This window comes from Levilactobacillus huananensis, assembly GCF_003946145.1.
Lineage (GTDB): Bacteria > Bacillota > Bacilli > Lactobacillales > Lactobacillaceae > Levilactobacillus > Levilactobacillus huananensis.
The window spans coordinates 67051-83406 of the sequence record NZ_RHOC01000009.1 but is presented as its reverse complement, the minus strand read 5'-3'; the positions used below and the strand labels follow the sequence as shown (position 1 = coordinate 83406).

General features: G+C 50.0%; 17 protein-coding genes. All 17 read left to right on the top strand.

Translation table 11 applies throughout. The annotated features are described in order from the left end of the window. Positions 1–357 precede the first annotated feature (357 nt). The 17 genes from trpS (at position 358) to EKM71_RS08140 (ending at position 16208) form a co-directional block, all read left to right on the top strand. Positions 358–1377, top strand: coding sequence for a tryptophan--tRNA ligase (gene trpS, locus EKM71_RS08220; RefSeq protein WP_125574128.1), 1020 nt, complete (start codon positions 358–360; stop codon positions 1375–1377). A gap of 20 nt (positions 1378–1397) precedes the next feature. Continuing rightward, positions 1398–2318 (top strand): Ppx/GppA family phosphatase, encoded by a 921-nt coding sequence (locus EKM71_RS08215; protein ID WP_125574127.1) that lies wholly within the window; start codon positions 1398–1400, stop codon positions 2316–2318. A gap of 10 nt (positions 2319–2328) precedes the next feature. Further along, on the top strand, positions 2329–3600 hold the full coding sequence (locus EKM71_RS08210; RefSeq protein WP_125574126.1) for a hydroxymethylglutaryl-CoA reductase, degradative: 1272 nt from the start codon (positions 2329–2331) through the stop codon (positions 3598–3600). A 16-nt stretch (positions 3601–3616) separates the two neighbouring features. Then, on the top strand, positions 3617–4582 hold the full coding sequence (locus EKM71_RS08205; RefSeq protein WP_125574125.1) for an IpaB/EvcA family protein: 966 nt from the start codon (positions 3617–3619) through the stop codon (positions 4580–4582). A 23-nt stretch (positions 4583–4605) separates the two neighbouring features. After that, positions 4606–5304 carry an NAD-dependent protein deacylase gene (locus EKM71_RS08200; protein WP_125574124.1) on the top strand — a complete coding sequence of 233 codons (699 nt, stop codon included), beginning with the start codon at positions 4606–4608 and terminating at the stop codon, positions 5302–5304. An 11-nt stretch (positions 5305–5315) separates the two neighbouring features. Then, complete coding sequence (locus tag EKM71_RS08195) at positions 5316–5642, top strand: hypothetical protein (RefSeq protein WP_125574123.1); 327 nt, start codon at positions 5316–5318, stop codon at positions 5640–5642. 11 nt (positions 5643–5653) lie between these two features. Continuing rightward, complete coding sequence (locus tag EKM71_RS08190) at positions 5654–6502, top strand: DUF72 domain-containing protein (RefSeq protein ID WP_125574122.1); 849 nt, start codon at positions 5654–5656, stop codon at positions 6500–6502. 175 nt (positions 6503–6677) lie between these two features. Further along, the gene (gene metG, locus EKM71_RS08185) at positions 6678–8711 is read left to right on the top strand and encodes a methionine--tRNA ligase (RefSeq protein ID WP_125574121.1); all 2034 of its coding nucleotides are present in this window, start codon (positions 6678–6680) and stop codon (positions 8709–8711) included. 101 nt (positions 8712–8812) lie between these two features. Beyond that, positions 8813–9592 carry a TatD family hydrolase gene (locus EKM71_RS08180; RefSeq protein ID WP_125574120.1) on the top strand — a complete coding sequence of 260 codons (780 nt, stop codon included), beginning with the start codon at positions 8813–8815 and terminating at the stop codon, positions 9590–9592. Beyond that, positions 9579–10151 carry a ribonuclease M5 gene (gene rnmV, locus EKM71_RS08175; RefSeq protein ID WP_125574119.1) on the top strand — a complete coding sequence of 191 codons (573 nt, stop codon included), beginning with the start codon at positions 9579–9581 and terminating at the stop codon, positions 10149–10151. The genes EKM71_RS08180 and rnmV overlap by 14 nt, the downstream gene beginning before the upstream one ends. Next, positions 10141–11031 carry a 16S rRNA (adenine(1518)-N(6)/adenine(1519)-N(6))-dimethyltransferase RsmA gene (gene rsmA / locus EKM71_RS08170; protein ID WP_125574118.1) on the top strand — a complete coding sequence of 297 codons (891 nt, stop codon included), beginning with the start codon at positions 10141–10143 and terminating at the stop codon, positions 11029–11031. The genes rnmV and rsmA overlap by 11 nt, the downstream gene beginning before the upstream one ends. Before the next feature lie 99 nt (positions 11032–11130). Further along, on the top strand, positions 11131–11367 hold the full coding sequence (locus EKM71_RS08165) for a Veg family protein (protein ID WP_057878876.1): 237 nt from the start codon (positions 11131–11133) through the stop codon (positions 11365–11367). 109 nt (positions 11368–11476) lie between these two features. Continuing rightward, the gene (gene ispE / locus EKM71_RS08160) at positions 11477–12331 is read left to right on the top strand and encodes a 4-(cytidine 5'-diphospho)-2-C-methyl-D-erythritol kinase (protein WP_125574117.1); all 855 of its coding nucleotides are present in this window, start codon (positions 11477–11479) and stop codon (positions 12329–12331) included. Positions 12332–12565: 234 nt separating this feature from the next. Beyond that, on the top strand, positions 12566–13504 hold the full coding sequence (locus EKM71_RS08155; protein ID WP_125574116.1) for an alpha/beta hydrolase: 939 nt from the start codon (positions 12566–12568) through the stop codon (positions 13502–13504). Between the two features lie 283 nt (positions 13505–13787). Further along, complete coding sequence (locus tag EKM71_RS08150; RefSeq protein WP_125574115.1) at positions 13788–14723, top strand: metal ABC transporter solute-binding protein, Zn/Mn family; 936 nt, start codon at positions 13788–13790, stop codon at positions 14721–14723. Then, on the top strand, positions 14720–15418 hold the full coding sequence (locus EKM71_RS08145) for a metal ABC transporter ATP-binding protein (protein ID WP_125574114.1): 699 nt from the start codon (positions 14720–14722) through the stop codon (positions 15416–15418). The genes EKM71_RS08150 and EKM71_RS08145 overlap by 4 nt, the downstream gene beginning before the upstream one ends. Then, entirely contained in the window at positions 15411–16208 is a 798-nt protein-coding gene (locus EKM71_RS08140; RefSeq protein WP_125574113.1) for a metal ABC transporter permease, read from the top strand. Before EKM71_RS08145 ends, EKM71_RS08140 begins: the two co-directional genes overlap by 8 nt. Positions 16209–16356 lie beyond the last annotated feature (148 nt).

Here is a 16356-nt window from a genome sequence, read left to right as displayed (position 1 = left end):
GTCAATTAAAGCGAGTGAGCAAAGTCTAGGGATGACGGGCTTTGACGCCAATTACGATTATCAAAATCTTTGTGAGGGCGCAACGGTTTACTTTCCCATGGAAAACCACTAAAATAAAGGAATAGAAATCGCGATAGGAGTAGCCCCATCGCAGAGAAAAGCCGCTAGTGCTGAAACGGCTTTACGGGCGAATTGGATCGAGATTTAATCATTTAACCGATAATTAATTATCGCGGGGTCCCCGTTAACGACAAAAGAGGTGGTCAATACTGACCACAAGTTAGGTGGTACCGCGCAGTAAGCGTCCTATTGGAGTCCGACTCCAATGGGACGCTTTTTCAGAAAGGGAGAACATTAATGGATAAAAAGCACGTTATTTTAACTGGCGACCGACCAACTGGTAAATTACATATTGGACATTACGTGGGGTCATTGCGTAACCGAGTGGCCTTACAGAACACGGGCGACTACGATACCTACATTATGATTGCTGACATGCAGGCGTTGACTGACAATGCGCGAGACCCAGAGAAGATTCGTCATAGCCTCTTACAAGTGGCTTTGGATTATCTGGCTGTCGGCATTGACCCTGCCAAGTCCACCATTTTAGTCCAATCACAGATCCCGGCCTTAAATGAATTAACCATGGCCTACCTGAACCTGGTGACAGTGTCTCGTTTGAACCGGAACCCAACTGTGAAGAATGAAATCAAGCAGAAAGCCTTTGGCGAGAGTGTGCCTGCTGGATTCTTCATCTACCCGGTTAGCCAAGCGGCCGACATCACCGCTTTCAAGGCCGATACTGTGCCCGTTGGTGAGGACCAAGAACCAATGTTGGAACAAACTCGTGAGATTGTGCGGAGCTTCAATAATGTTTATGGTGAGGACATTCTGGTCGAACCTGAAGGCTACTTCCCACCAAAGGGTCAGGGACGGATCCCTGGCTTAGATGGCAACGCTAAGATGAGCAAGTCCTTGGATAACGCTATCTACTTAGGCGACAGTGCCGATGACATTCAGAAAAAAGTGATGTCAATGTATACTGATCCTGAACACATTCATATTGAGGATCCTGGTCATATCGAAGGCAATACGGTCTTCACTTACCTGGACATTTTCGCCCAGGATAAGGAACATGTCGCAGACCTGAAGGCCCAGTACCAACATGGTGGCCTCGGTGACGTGAAGATTAAGCGTTATTTAAATGACGTTCTGCAAGCCGAATTGAAACCAATCCGTGAACGGCGGGAACATTTTGCTGCTAATGAGGATGCTGTTTATGGCATCTTGAAGCAGGGGAGCGAACGCGCTAACCAAGTGGCCGCACAGACGTTACGCGAAGTTCGTCACGCCATTGGGATTGATTACTTCGGTTAGACTGAAACGGAGGAACAACCATGCAAAATTTAGCCATTGTTGATTTGGGATCAAATTCAGTTCGCATGGCAGTAAATGAACTTCACGAGGATGGCACGTACCGCGAGGTGAACCGTGTCAAGGTTGATAGCCGACTCTCTGAAGGCATGGGCCCCGAAAAGATTCTGCAGCCAAACGCCATGGATCGGACGATTCGGGCGCTTCGGTCATTTCGGCCCTACTATGAGCAATTACCCAATCTAATTGTACGGGGAATTGCCACGGCTGCCGTGCGTCAAGCGCGCAACCGCAAAGACTTTCTCGACCGGGTGGCCGAAGCGACGGACATTCAACTCGAGGTTCTGTCTGGCGACCAGGAAGCCTATTATGACTATTTAGGAGCGGTCAATCGTCTCAAAGTCAAAGATTGTTTGTTGCTAGATACCGGAGGAGCCAGTTGCGAATTGGTTCATGTGAAGGATGGCCGCGATGCCAATCTGATCAGTGTGCCCTTTGGTGCAGTCAATCTGTCCGAGCAATTTCGCCTTGATGATCGGGTGACGGCGGTAGACCTATTCTCCGCACAAGTTTTCTTGCGAGAACGGCTTCGTGATATTTGGTGGTTAAATGATGCCAAACATCTCCCACTCGTCTTACTGGGTGGTGCTAATCGGACACTGGCACGCATGAATCGGCAACAGCAAAAGATCCTCCACGTGGAAAATATCCATGGCTATCGTCTCACCACCGATCAGGTCTTAAAAACCTTTGAACGGTTATTACGAGGAGGACTGGTTGAACGAAAGCGGATCTCTGGTTTGGAGCCAGACCGGGCGGACATCATCATCGGGGGGATGCTTCCCTTGGTGACGCTCTTACAGATGTTAGACTCTGATCGGGTCGTTTTCTCTGAGAGCGGTGTCCGTGAAGGTATTATTTCCGAGTATCTTAGTCAACGATAGGAGGTCAGTAATGACACAGCTGCCATTTTATCGGTTACCTTATGAAGAGCGGCGTGATCAGCTAGCCCAACTGGCTCATTTAACAGCGAAACAGTTGGCCACGATTGCGGCACGCTATCAGAATGGCGACGATCAATTGATTGAGAATTATCTGACAAGCTATGGGTTGCCAGAAGGGGTTGCCGTGAACCTTAAGGTCGATGGCCGCAATGTCGTCGTCCCCATGGTTACAGAGGAACCTTCAGTGATCGCCGCTGCCAGTAATGGTGGACGGTTGCTTCACAGCCGTGAAGGCATTGTGACGACCGTGGATCGGCGTGAGGTGATGGGGCAGATTGTCTTTAGTCATGTCGCCGACAGCACGGGGTTGGAGGCTTGGCTAAATGCCAAGAGTGAAGAAATTCTAGCTGTCGCCAATGCTACTCATCCGTCTCTGGTAACGCAACATGGTGGCGGGGCGCGACGTATTCGGGTCCGTCGCTTGCCACCGCACTGGGTCTCTTTGGATATCTTTATTGACGTTGGAGAAGCCATGGGAGCTAACCTTGTTAATACCCTCTGTGAAGCCGTCGCGGACCACATCAAGGCTCATTTGAAGGTTGACGTATTAATGAGTGTTCTAAGTAACTACGCTACACACAGCTTAGTCACGGCAAGAGTAGCTGTGCCGGTGACCCAATTGGCCACTAAGACGATTGACGGCGCCACAGTCGCCCAAAGAATCTGTGAGGCTAGTGATTATGCGCAGATCGATCCTTACCGTGCGGTGACCCATAATAAAGGGATTATGAATGGCATTGATGCCGTGGTGCTTGCCATGGGAAACGATTGGCGGGCTGTCGAAAGTGGCGCCCATGCCTTTGCAGGTCAGAGTGGTCAGTACCGCGGCTTGAGTCGTTGGTGGCTAGGTGAACAGGGAACTGAACTTCATGGAGAGTTGACCGTGCCCCTTGCGTTGGGGGTCGTGGGCGGCGCGACACGGGTCTTGCCGCTAGTCGCGATTAACCAACAGCTGGCGGGGCAACCCACGGCGGCCGAACTTATGGGTATCGTGGCAGCGGTAGGCTTGGCCCAAAACGTCGCGGCGCTCCGGGCGTTGGTGACCGAGGGGATTCAACACGGTCACATGCATTTGCAATTGAAGTCACTTGCCCTGTCCGTAGGGGCAACGACAACCGAGTTACCTGCTGTGGTGGCACGCTTGCAAGCATTTAAACAGCCGACAATGGCACAGGCCCAAGCGGCTTTAAGTGCCGTTCGACAAGAAAATCTAAGAAAATAGGTGACAAGTACACATTATGAAAGCAGAAGATGTGAAATTAAACGAGGCCGTTCAAAGCCTTTTAGACCAAGTCAACGCCCTGTATCCAGGGAAGGTTGAGGTTCAGTTCATCGGAAGCCTGCAGTCAGGGTACGTGCGTCACGATCAGGCGCAACAGATGCAGATGGGGAAGGACATTGCCATTCAGGTGGCCGATCTGACGGCGCCCAACTACACGGCGTCTCACGAACTCGTTCATTTGTTAATGATTTTGTCTGGTTTCCCACAGGTCTTCTTCTCGCTGACGACGGGACAACCCAAGTTGGATGAGCAATTGATGATCATGGGGACGGAACTCTACGACATTGTGAGTCACGTCGTTGTGGTTAAGGAACAACAGAAGCACGGATTAATTACGCCAGAGATCAAAGACCTCTATTTGAAAGGGGTTCAGGCGACGATTAAGCCAGAACCAACCCCACTCGATGATGAGATGACGTTACGGGCTTTAACGTTGTTAGATGCACTGGTCTTCTTTGGCCCAGATGACGAGGCCATTATGGCTCAGTTCGCCAAGGATTACCCGATTAGTCTGAAGGCGGCCCAAAGCCTGTACGCTGTCATTATGGCCAAACCGGTCGACTCACCGTTTACTTTCCGGCGAAACGTCGTCAAGCTGTTTAAGGCTTTCGACGAACAGCTGACGGCCTGGCATCTACCAGCCCTGCACAATACTGAATTTACAACGTTGACCAGTGTGCTGTCCAAACGACAACTAGGTCTGTCCGTCAAACAAATTTTCGAACTCTACCACTCGGACATGCATGAAAAGACGACGCAACGACGGGGCTATGTCGGCTTTAACCGGTCAGACGAACAGAATGCCTTTGTGTTGCCTTCGCCGGCACCTAAGGAAGATACGCCAGATTATTTCACCCGGATTTACAGTATGACGGTGGAAGACCTCTTCAAGGAATTGAAGATGCCCTTCATTTTACGTTAGTCGTTTAAGAAAGGATGATGGGGATGGAAGCACGCTTACAAGCAGTCTTTGATCATGCTCAGCACATTGTGTTCTTAACCGGAGCGGGGGTCTCGACGCCGTCGGGAATCCCGGACTATCGATCCAAGAATGGGTTGTATACCGGGCATCGCAATGCGGAATATTATCTGAGTCACACCTGTTTGGTTCAGGAACCAGAGGTTTTCTATGATTACGTCAAGCAGAACCTGTACTATCCAGATGCGCAACCTAATATCATTCATACTAAGCAAGCCGCGTTGACCCAACAGGATCGTGCGACGGTTATCACACAAAATATCGACAACCTTTATCGGGTGGCAGATACCAAACACCTGGTAGAATTCCACGGGAACCTGTACACTGTTTATTGTCAAATCTGTGGCAAACATGTAGACTGGCACGACTATCTAAAGTCGCCGTATCATGAGACAGATGGTGGTTGGTTACGGCCGGATGTGGTCCTGTACGACGAGGGACTTAACCAGTTGAATGTTCAGCTGGCAGTGGGCGCCATGGAACAGGCAGATTTGGTGGTGATTGTCGGAACCTCCATGCGGGTTTACCCGTTTGCCGGCCTATTGGATTACCGAAATAACCAGGCCGATGTGGTTGTGGTCAATCAGGAACAATTGAATCTTGGCTTTGACTATGATATGGTTCAAGCCGATGCTACTGAGTTTTTCAGTGAACTCAAGGTCTAGAGGGTGAAATTATGAGCCATCAAGCAGTCATCATCCAACTGAGGCGACTTGTGAGGCGTCTCCGCTGGCTAAACTTTTTACAGCTGATTCCGGATACCTTACTGATTTACAGTATTATTCAGTTGGCCTTTGGTGGGCAACTGGTGACTCTGTTCACGGTAACTTTCGTGCGCCGACAAGCGGCACTAGTGGCCGTGTTATTTGCCCTGATTGATCTTAGTGTGACCGGGATTCGGTACAATGATCGCCTAGCTGGTAAACGGCTAATTAGTCAGTTGAGTGGTCGTTTGACGACCCCGGAAGCCGAGCTCATCAAGCAATTTGAACGTTTTAAGTAAGAGGTGACAGGATGATTTCGATTGGGCTGACCACATGGAAAGAACATCCCGCCTTGATTGGTGGGGAAGACCGCCCCGTAACTCTTAGTGAGTATGCTGGGAACTTTCCTTTAGTTGAACTAGATACGCCGTTCTACGGGATCCCTCGTGAATCGACGGTTGCTAATTGGCAGGCAGCGGTTCCAGAAGGGTTTCAGTACATCTTAAAGGCCAATCAGATTATGACACAACACGATCAACGGGCCACACCGGCCACGACAGCTGAACGCGTCACCGCATTTGATGATTTTAAGCGTGCGGTGGCGCCCCTGGTGACCCATCAGCAACTGCAAACGGTTCTCTTTCAATTTCCACCATATTTCAATCGGACAACGGCCAATATTCAGTACTTACGGGACGTTCGGGTACAAATGGGACAGTTGCCAGTTGCGGTGGAGTTTCGTAGTCCTAGCTGGTTCGAGACGCCGGGGATGACCAAGGATGTCACGGATTACCTGCAATCGTTGCGACTGACCAATGTTATCACCGACGAACCGCATAACTTGAACAATGGGATTCCGCTGGTGACGACGGTGACGACCCCCAAGTTGGCGGTGATTCGCCTCCATGGTCGGAATAAGGAAGGGTGGTTCAACCAGGGGGCTAGCTGGCGCAAGACGCGAACGCTCTACCGATACAGTGACGATGAGCTCCAGAAAATCGCAATACTGGTGAAACAAGTCGCTACGCAGGCTCAGAATGTCTGTGTGATTTTTAATAACAATTCCGGTAAAGATGCCGCGCCGAATGCCCAGCGCCTGCAGGCAATTCTAGGTTTACATTGGGACAATCTGGCCCCGCAACAGCTAGACCTGTTCTAGGTGTTGCGGAACCGGCACTAAAAGTGAGTGGCAGTCAGTTAAATTTAGACCTTAAAAACCCCGGTAAGCGCTATGGCTGAACCGGGGTTTATGCTATACTTAATGAGAATTTACACTAAAATTTAACCCCAAAAAATTACGGACTAATTTAGAGTGAGGGAAGGCATTTTTATTTATGGCAGACAAACCAACATTTTATATTACAACGCCGATCTACTACCCATCAGGGCGGTTACACATCGGGAATTCTTACACCACGATTGCTTGTGACACGGTTGCACGCTACAAGCGGAGCAACGGTTATGACGTCTTTTTCTTAACGGGAACTGATGAACACGGCCTGAAGATTGAAGACAAGGCCAAGTCTCAAGGCCAATCACCACAAGAATACGTGGACGGCATGGCTGACGGGATCAAGCAGCTCTGGAAGACACTGGAAATTTCTAACGACAAGTTCATCCGGACGACGGACAAAGAACATGTTGCCGCCGTACAGGAAGTCTTTGAACGTCTTTTAAAGCAGGGAGATATCTACCTGGGTGAATACGAGGGATGGTACTCCGAGGATGACGAAGAGTACTTTACCGAGACACAATTGGCCGAGGTCTACCACGATGATAATGGTAAGGTTATCGGTGGGAAGGCACCATCCGGTCACGAGGTTTCTCTCGTTAAGGAACAATCATACTTCTTCAAGATGAGTAAGTATGCAGACTGGTTGTTAGACTTCTACCACAGCCATCCTCACTTCATCCAACCAGAATCACGGATGACTGAAATGGTGAATAACTTCATCAAGCCTGGTCTGGAAGACCTCGCTGTCTCTCGGACCACCTTTACCTGGGGTGTGCCCGTCAAGAGCGACCCGAAACACGTGGTTTACGTGTGGATTGATGCCTTGTTGAACTATATCACGGCTCTGGGCTACGCCAGCGATGACGAAGGCCTATTTAAGAAATTCTGGCCAGCCAATGTTCAAATGGTGGGTAAGGAAATTGTTCGTTTCCATTCCATCTACTGGCCAATTGTGTTGCATGCGTTAGGGATCGAAGCTCCCGATGAATTGTTTGCCCATGGCTGGTTACTCATGAAGGACGGTAAGATGTCCAAGTCTAAGGGAAACGTCATTTACCCTGAAACACTAGTTGAACGCTATGGACTCGATGCTTTGCGCTACTATCTGATGCGAGCTATGCCTTACGGTAATGACGGTACCTTTACGCCGGAAGACTTCGTGGACCGGTTAAACTATGACTTGGCCAACGACCTGGGGAACCTATTAAACCGGACTGTTGCCATGATTAACAAGTACGAAGATGGCAAGTTGCCTGCATTTAAGGCCGGCATTACTGAATTTGACGGTGATCTTGAAGCCACGGCTAAGACGGTTATCGCCAACTACCACGATCTGATGGATCAGATGCACTTTGCCGATGCCTTAACTGAAATCTGGAAGTTAGTGGCACGGACCAACAAGTATATCGACGAGACGGAACCTTGGAACTTAGCCAAGGATGACAACAAGACGGTTGAATTGGCCGCCGTTATGGCACATTTGGCAGCTAGTCTGCGGGTGATTGCCACGCTGATCAGTCCCGTGATGACGCACGCACCTAAGGAAATATTTGCCCAATTGGGCTTGGATCCTGAAACCTTAACGATGAGCGACCTTCAATTGGCCGACTTACCAGCTGGTGCTCAGGTTGTGGCTAAGGGAACGCCAATCTTCCCACGGATCGACGTGAAGGAAGAAGTCGACTTCATCCAAGGTCAAATGACCAAGTCTGAAAAGACGAAGGGTCGGGCCGCAATGGCTGCCAAAGCAGAAGCCCAACAGGCTGCTGCAACAGAAGACGCCACGGAACTGACTTTGAACAAACCCGAAATTCGTTTCGATAAGTTTGAAAAGGTTGAACTGCGGGTCGCCGAAGTCAAAGCGGTCGACCACGTTGCTGGTGCCGACAAGCTGCTCAAGTTCCAACTGGATGCTGGTGATCAAGGCAATCGGCAAATCTTGTCGGGAATTGCCAAGTGGTATCCAGAACCAGAAGTCTTGCTGGGGAAAAAGGTTGTCATTGTTGCCAACCTGAAGCCACGTAAGATGCGGGGTGAAGTTAGCCAAGGGATGTTACTTTCCGCCGAGCACGACGGTAAGGTTCAACTCTTGACGTTGCCAGATAGCATGGTTAACGGATCATCAGTCGAATAAAGTGATTAAAGTCATGAAAAACGTGGGCGGGGGGTCGATGAGACGCCGACCACGTTTTCGATTTTTAGCGTTAGTTGTGCCAAACACTTAGGAGGATCATGATGAAAATCTTTGATTCACATACGCATTTAAATAGTGAGGAATTCATTCAGGAGGTTCCACGCTACCTGAAGCAGGCGGCGGATCTGGGCGTGATTAAGATGACCAACATCGGGTCCAATACGCAACTGAATGCTGACGCAATCAAGTTGGCACATCAGTATCCACAACTGTACGCGGCAGTGGGGTGGCATCCCGAAGATTCTAAGAACTACGATGCGGCTAAGGAAGAATGCCTCGAAGAGCAATTGACTGATGATCGCGTCGTTGCTCTCGGTGAAATTGGGTTAGATTACCATTGGGACACGTCACCTCAAGATGTTCAACGCAAGGTGTTTGCCCGGCAGATTGCGATCGCAAAGGAAATGGGCAAGCCAATTGTGGTGCACAATCGCGATGCCTTTGAAGATACTTACCGTATTATCAAGGAAGCCGATATCCGCGACATCGGGGGCGTTATGCACAGTTTCAATGGCGATCCCGAATGGCTAAAGAAGTTCCTGGATCTGGGCATGCACATTTCTTACTCCGGTGTCGCTAGCTTTAAGAACGCTCACGAGGTCCATGATGCTGTACGGGCTACACCACTAGATGTGATGATGGTCGAGACGGATGCACCGTATCTGACACCAGAACCGCATCGTGGTGAACAGAACGAACCAGGCTTCACCCGCTATACGGTGGCGGCCATCGCCAAGGAACGAGAAACGACGCCGGAAGAAATTGCCGCCGCCACTTACCACAATGCAGAGGAGTTTTATCACATTAATGAAAAAGATTAAAGAAGTCCTGGTTGTCGAAGGCAAGGACGATACGAAACAAATTAACCGAGCCGTTAATGCGGATACCATTGAAACTCGCGGATCCGCGATTGACGAGGATACCTTGGCATTGATTGCCAAGCTCGCCGACCAGCGTGGCGTCATCATCTTTACTGATCCCGATTTTTCCGGTGAAAAGATTCGAAAGATTGTCGCCGAGGCCGTTCCTAACGCTAAGCATGCGTTTCTGCCCAAGGCCGCTGGTCGACCGGATAAGGCGGGTGGCTCGCTGGGAGTGGAACATGCCAGTCCGGAAGCCATCCGTGCGGCATTAGATCATGTCTATACGGAGACGACTGCGGCACCAGTGCTTATCACACATGAGGATCTCATGGCCGCGGGGCTAATCGGCGGCGCGGGCTCGAAAGCGCGTCGAGAACAACTTGGGGAACTGCTTCAGATTGGTTATGTTAATGGCAAGCAACTTGAAAAGCGACTGCGGATGTTTAGCATCCAACCAGCGGATTTTGCGGCCGCCGTTAAACAAATTCGAGAAAGGGAGAACGCCCATGAACAATAGTGCGCCAGAGATTGGATCACCTGCTAGAACCAAAGCTATCCTGACCCGTTATCGGTTAGTAGCTAAGAAGAGTCTGGGCCAGAACTTTTTGTCTGATCTGAATATTTTGCGTAACATTGTCAATGCCGCAGAGGTCACGGAAAACGACAACGTTATTGAAATTGGACCGGGGATTGGGGCCCTGACGGAGCAGATTGCGAAACGGGCACGTCGAGTTGTGGCTTTCGAAATTGATGACAACCTCTTACCCGTTTTGGATGAGACGTTGGCGGATTACGACAATATCAAGATCATCAATCAGGATATCTTGAAGGCCAACCTTGCCGAAGTCATTCACGAGGAGTTTGAACCGGGGCATCCCGTCAAGCTGGTTGCCAACCTGCCCTATTACATTACGACCCCTATCCTAATGGGGGTTCTCCAGAGTGGGGTGGCCTTCGACGAGATCGTGGTCATGATGCAAAAGGAAGTTGCTGATCGTTTGGTAGCTGAACCCGGAACCAAGGCCTATGGGTCACTTTCCGTTGTGATGCAGTATAAGGCACACGTGGCTGTGGCCTTTGATGTGCCGCGTACGGCGTTTATTCCGCAACCTAACGTGGATTCTGCAATTATTCGGTTGACGCCCAGAGAGCCACTCGCAGTGAAACCGTACGAAGAAGAGGCCTTATTCAAATTTGTTAAGGGCTGCTTTATTCATCGGCGAAAGACATTGTGGAACAATTTACAAGGCTTATTTGGCAAGCAACCTGAGGTTCGCGAGCGCTTGGAATCCGTTTTGGAAGCGGTGGGAATTTCTCGACAACTACGGCCCGAACGGTTAACCTTGATAAACTTTATCGAATTAACCAACGCTTTTCACAATGAAGGACTTATGTAACCCTTTTCAATTGTGGATTCTTGCGGTTTAAAGTGGGTTGTGGTATAATTTGCAATTTCTGTGAAACCATGCTATAATTGTTTCACAGAGGTGAAGGGCATGCCAACAAGTTTAGCGAACATTAAGAACAAACTGGACGATCGCATTGGCGACAAGTTAATGGTGATTGCTCAGGCTGGGCGTAAGAAGACGACAGAACGGCATGGCATTCTTCGGGAAACCTATCCGGCTGTTTTCGTTGTGGATTTAGACCAGGATGAAAATTCGTTCAAGCGGGTTTCGTATAGCTATACCGATATTTTAACGAAAAACATCGAAGTCGATTTCGATGAATAAATAATTGGGCCGGTCAGGCCTTTTTATTTTGCCTAAAACCATAGTATAATGGGCTTAATTATATTCACGAGAACGGTAGACTCGGTCTATCTGGAATTAAGGTGAGCTCATGCAACTGATTGAAAAGGCGCCTGCCAAGATTAACCTCGGGCTCGATACGCCCTATCATCATCATGATGGTGCGGAAGAGTGGAACATGGTCATGACTTCCGTGGACTTGGCGGACTACGTAGAGATTCAAACGCTAACCAAGCATAAACGAATTCGGGTGGCCTCGGACAGCGGCTTCCTTCCTAACGATCAGCGGAACCTGGCATACCAGGCCGCACACTTACTACAGACTCGCTTTCATATTGATGAGGGGGTCAATATTCGCATTAAGAAAAATATCCCGGTGGCGGCCGGCCTCGGAGGTGGATCTTCGGATGCCGCGGCGGTTTTGCGCGGGTTGAACCAGCTCTGGGATCTGGGACTTTCCTGGCAAGAGCTAGCTAAGTTGGGCCTCGAAATTGATTCCGACGTGCCATACTGTGTTTATGGTCGTACAGCACATGTTCGCGGGCGAGGAGAGCGCATCACGCCACTCTCGAAGTTGCCGGCGGCTTGGGTCGTTTTGGCCAAGCCTAAGGTGAGCGTGTCGACGCCTAGCATCCTCCAGCAGATTCGCTACGATGATCTGGAACATCCCGATATTGAGGGCCTCTTGCGTAGCATTCGTGATCAGAACATTGATGCCATGTGTTCGGTGATGGGCAACGTCTTGGAACCTTTGACGGCCCATCGTTATCCTGAAATTACACAGTTAAAACAACAGATGATGAAGTTTGGCGCCGATGTGGCGCAAATGAGTGGGACCGGTCCCACTGTGTTTGGCCTCTGCAGTAAGCAGTCCAGAGCACAGCGCGTCTTCAATGGGATGAAGGGCTTCTGCCGGGAAGTCTATTTAGTTCGGCCGTTACCATAAGTGGGTAAGTGATTAATGAGCAGAGCGGAAGACTTTTCTGTGCAATTCGGCTGATTCTCCAGAATGCCACTAATGCGTGGGGAGCTTAATCCATTTAAATTGACTTAACGAACTCGAGACGGTGCTCTCGAGTTTTTTTGTGCGCAAATAGACAGTAAATAGTGGCACCACACCCTGATTTTGGGTACAGTGGAAGTAACAAATTCGACGTGAGTCAGGAATGGGGCAGGCAGTATGGCAAAGAGTTGGCAGAAATGGCTGGGGGCCACGGCAATTGTCGCGGCAGTCGGTACGGTTGGGGTTCTCGGTGGCGCCGCCGTGGTCTACCAAGCCGCAACGAAATCATTTAGCCGTAACCGACGCAAGACGAAGCAACGGGCGATCGCGGAAAATACCGCGGCGGATAACGCCTGGTATCTACGGCATAATCCTGTGGAATGGACGCAGACAAGTCTGGATGGCCTGATCTTGCGGGCCAGCTGCATCGAGGCCACTAAGCCTACCAAGCGAGTGGCCATCCTGGCCCATGGGTTGGGTCACGCCCGTGAACAGATGATTCCCTGGGCGAAGAGCTTTCATGACTGGGGCTACACTGTCCTGATACCCGATGCCCGAGCTCATGGGGACAGCGAAGGCCATACGATTGGGTATGGTTGGCCAGACCGTTTCGACTATAATGGGTGGATTAATCAGGTCATCGCTACTTATGGTGAGGACTGTGAGATTGTGCTGCTAGGGATCTCCATGGGGGCCGCCACAGTCTTGGCAACCGCCGGGGAAGACTTGCCCCACAATGTGAAGGCAGTCGTGGCCGATTCCGGCTACGCCTCCGTATTGGCGGAAGCACGCTACCGAATTCGCCATAAATACCATTTGCCGGTCTATCCCATCCTCCCGATTGCGGATCAGTATTCCCGCCTAGCTGAGGGGTATCGCCTCTCGGACGGGGACATCGCCCAACAATTGCGGAAAACGCATTTGCCAATCTTGTTTATTCAGGGTGCTAATGACGAGACGGTTCCAGTGGAAAACCTGGATGTTCTGTACCGGGCTGCGGCCGGACCTAAGGAACGTTACCGTGATGACGAGGCCGGTCATATTGCCACGCGTGCAAAGGACCCGGCCAAGTATGATGACTTGGTCAAGTCATTCCTAGAAAAGTATGTTGCTTAGATATTAGAAAAATAATCCCACCGATTGACCTTTGGATCGGTGGGATTATTTGTGTGCTGATAGATTCTTCTTTTAGGAGAATGGGGCTCGTCGACGTTTAGAATGGCGGTCTCTCCAGGATAACTTTATTTTCAAGAAGGGCCTGACTCTTGGCCGTCAGTGGGCGGGCACTGTTCAATAGGCTAACGTTAGGAAAGTCTTAAACCCGGTTGACAAGCTTACATTATCTGGTAAGATATTAAACGGTAATCATTACCATTTACATAAATGACAGAGAAAAGAGATGACGAGTTTGCGACGCAGAGAACGACGTTTTAGTGGGTTCGGGCGCATTGCCCTACTAGCCCTGATCTTGGTAGGGGTTACCCTGAGTGGCTGCTCGGCAGCCTCAACACCCCAACACAAGAGTAATCAGATTCAAGTCGTAGCCACGCTGGGTTTCTACGGTGAGGCAGCTCAAGCGATCTTGGGCAATCAGGGACAGGTCACCACGGTGATCAATAGTCCCAGTATCGATGCTGAAAGTTATGAGCCAGACGTGAAGACGGCTAAAGCAGTCGCTAAGGCCGATGTGGTCATTGAGAATGGGTTAGGTTACGATAGTTGGATGGACCGGGTTGTAGCTGCTAATAATGACGCTCAGACCAAGTCCTTGTCGATCGGTCATTTGATGGGGAAAAAACTGGGGGATAATCCCCATCTATGGACAGATCCAACGACGATGGTGAAGGTGACGCGACATTTGGTGACGCAATTCAGTAAGATTGACCCCAAACACGCCTCTGATTATCGCCAGCGTGGTCGGGCTTACGAGGCGCAGCTAGATGAATTGCCTAAGTTGGCGACCATCATTTCTCAGAACAGTCATCACCAGCGTGTGGCGGTTAGTGAGCCAGTCTTTGATTTAGCCCTGAGTGCCATGGGCTACCGAGTTAGTGATCCGCATTTTGCCCAGTCAATTGAAGAAGATAGTGACCCAACCCCGGCTGATATCACGCAACTTCAAGATCAGATCAAGCATCATCGAATTGCTTTTTTCGTTGAAAATACGCAAAATACCAGTAAAAATGTGACGGCGATGGTTCAACTTGCCAAGAAGCACCACATTCCCGTGGTCAAGGTGACCGAGACGATGCCGGTTCACCAGAGTTATAAGACCTGGATGCTCAAGCAGTATCGCCAGGTGCAACGCATTCAAGAACAGGAGGGGCATGCATGACCAACGCACCTATTTTAAAACTAGACCATCTGGGCGTGACATTTCCGAATAATCCCGTCTTCAGTGACCTGAATCTGACGATTCGCCAAGGTGAGGTGTGGAGCATTATTGGGAAGAACGGGGTCGGAAAGACCACGCTGATGCGGACCTTGCTGCATCAATTACGGCCAACCCAAGGAAAGGTGACCTATTTGCCCAGCGTCAACGACGTGCGGATCGGCTATGTCCCCCAATTTCGGAACATCGATGCCGATTATCCACTGACCATCCGGGACTTTATTGGCTTGAATCTGACCGGTTGGAAGTTACCCTGGCTGTCGGCTAAGGAACGAGCGAAGGTCCAGCGAATTATTGAACAAACGGGCTTAACTAAGCTAGCGAACCGTCCAATTGGTCAAGCATCGGGTGGGGAAAAGCAAAAGGCCTATCTGGCTCAAGCCTTAGTCGAGGCCCCTAACCTTTTAATTTTGGATGAGTCGACCGCTAGTCTGGATCCGGTTACCAAGACGGAATTACTGGACCTCGTCACTGAATTGAATCAACGGTTGAATTTGACCGTGCTCTTCGTGACCCATGATATTCCCATGGCACAGAAGTATACGCATCAATATCTCATGATGACTCCCGGTAAGGTTGAACAGGGACCGATCGCGCAGTTGACACACGACAAGGTTTGGGAGGGCGAAAATGTTTAGTTATGAATTTATGCGCAATGCCTTCGCGGCGGGGACTATTATTGCCGTGATTTGTGGCATTATGGGCGTCTTCGTGATCGCCCGAAACATGTCTTTTTTGACGCATACGCTGTCCGAAATTGGTTTTTCTGGTGCGGCTTTCGGGGTCTTTGCCGGTTGGGCACCACTCAACGGCATGTTACTCTTTACCGTGGTGAGTTCAGTCATCGTCGGTCAGCTCTCAGCTCGTTCAGAACGACGGGAGGCAGCAACGAGTGCTATTTCGGCGTTATTCATCGGGATGGGGATCCTGTTCCTATCCCTAGCCAATAAGAACGCCAGCTATGCCACGAGCATTCTCTTCGGAAGTGTTATCGGCATCAGTGTCAGTGACGTCCGTCAGATGCTCTGGCTGTCACTCGTGGTTTTACTCGTGGTTTTTGTACTCTACCGTTTCCTGAAGTTTGATTCGTTTGATCATACGGGAGCGCGGGTCAAAGGGTTGTGGACCAATGCGTTATCCATCACCTTCCTGGTCTTGGTGGCTTTGAGTGTGAGCGTGGCCGCACAAATCGTGGGGTCACTGTTAATTTTTATTCTATTGACCTTGCCAGCAGCTACGGCAAAGTACTTTGCCCACACTGTAGGGGGGATGATGGTATTGGCCATTGCGCTGGCTCTGATCGGTGTGTGGAGTGGGTTAACGTTGAGTTATCTCACCAATTATCCCGTTTCCTTCTTCATCGCGGCGATTGAGGCTATCTTCTACTTTGTTGCATTGGGCTGGCAACGACTTCAAACGGCGGAATAAGTGACACTGTTTGACCATAATTGAAAAGAAAATTTGCAATGGCTCACCAACTTGGTGAGCCATTTTTGTCTGCGCTGATTCGCAACTAGGGGTGGGTGTGAAAACCCAAAAGATACGCTGAAAGCGACTAAATGTCCTTGCATTCTTT

Coding starts and splice junctions, on each gene's coding strand:
- trpS (WP_125574128.1), top strand. CDS start 358: ATGGATAAAAAGCACGTTATTTTAACTGGCGACCGACCAACTGGTAAA.
- EKM71_RS08215 (WP_125574127.1), top strand. CDS start 1,398: ATGCAAAATTTAGCCATTGTTGATTTGGGATCAAATTCAGTTCGCATG.
- EKM71_RS08210 (WP_125574126.1), top strand. CDS start 2,329: ATGACACAGCTGCCATTTTATCGGTTACCTTATGAAGAGCGGCGTGAT.
- EKM71_RS08205 (WP_125574125.1), top strand. CDS start 3,617: ATGAAAGCAGAAGATGTGAAATTAAACGAGGCCGTTCAAAGCCTTTTA.
- EKM71_RS08200 (WP_125574124.1), top strand. CDS start 4,606: ATGGAAGCACGCTTACAAGCAGTCTTTGATCATGCTCAGCACATTGTG.
- EKM71_RS08195 (WP_125574123.1), top strand. CDS start 5,316: ATGAGCCATCAAGCAGTCATCATCCAACTGAGGCGACTTGTGAGGCGT.
- EKM71_RS08190 (WP_125574122.1), top strand. CDS start 5,654: ATGATTTCGATTGGGCTGACCACATGGAAAGAACATCCCGCCTTGATT.
- metG (WP_125574121.1), top strand. CDS start 6,678: ATGGCAGACAAACCAACATTTTATATTACAACGCCGATCTACTACCCA.
- EKM71_RS08180 (WP_125574120.1), top strand. CDS start 8,813: ATGAAAATCTTTGATTCACATACGCATTTAAATAGTGAGGAATTCATT.
- rnmV (WP_125574119.1), top strand. CDS start 9,579: ATGAAAAAGATTAAAGAAGTCCTGGTTGTCGAAGGCAAGGACGATACG.
- rsmA (WP_125574118.1), top strand. CDS start 10,141: ATGAACAATAGTGCGCCAGAGATTGGATCACCTGCTAGAACCAAAGCT.
- EKM71_RS08165 (WP_057878876.1), top strand. CDS start 11,131: ATGCCAACAAGTTTAGCGAACATTAAGAACAAACTGGACGATCGCATT.
- ispE (WP_125574117.1), top strand. CDS start 11,477: ATGCAACTGATTGAAAAGGCGCCTGCCAAGATTAACCTCGGGCTCGAT.
- EKM71_RS08155 (WP_125574116.1), top strand. CDS start 12,566: ATGGCAAAGAGTTGGCAGAAATGGCTGGGGGCCACGGCAATTGTCGCG.
- EKM71_RS08150 (WP_125574115.1), top strand. CDS start 13,788: ATGACGAGTTTGCGACGCAGAGAACGACGTTTTAGTGGGTTCGGGCGC.
- EKM71_RS08145 (WP_125574114.1), top strand. CDS start 14,720: ATGACCAACGCACCTATTTTAAAACTAGACCATCTGGGCGTGACATTT.
- EKM71_RS08140 (WP_125574113.1), top strand. CDS start 15,411: ATGTTTAGTTATGAATTTATGCGCAATGCCTTCGCGGCGGGGACTATT.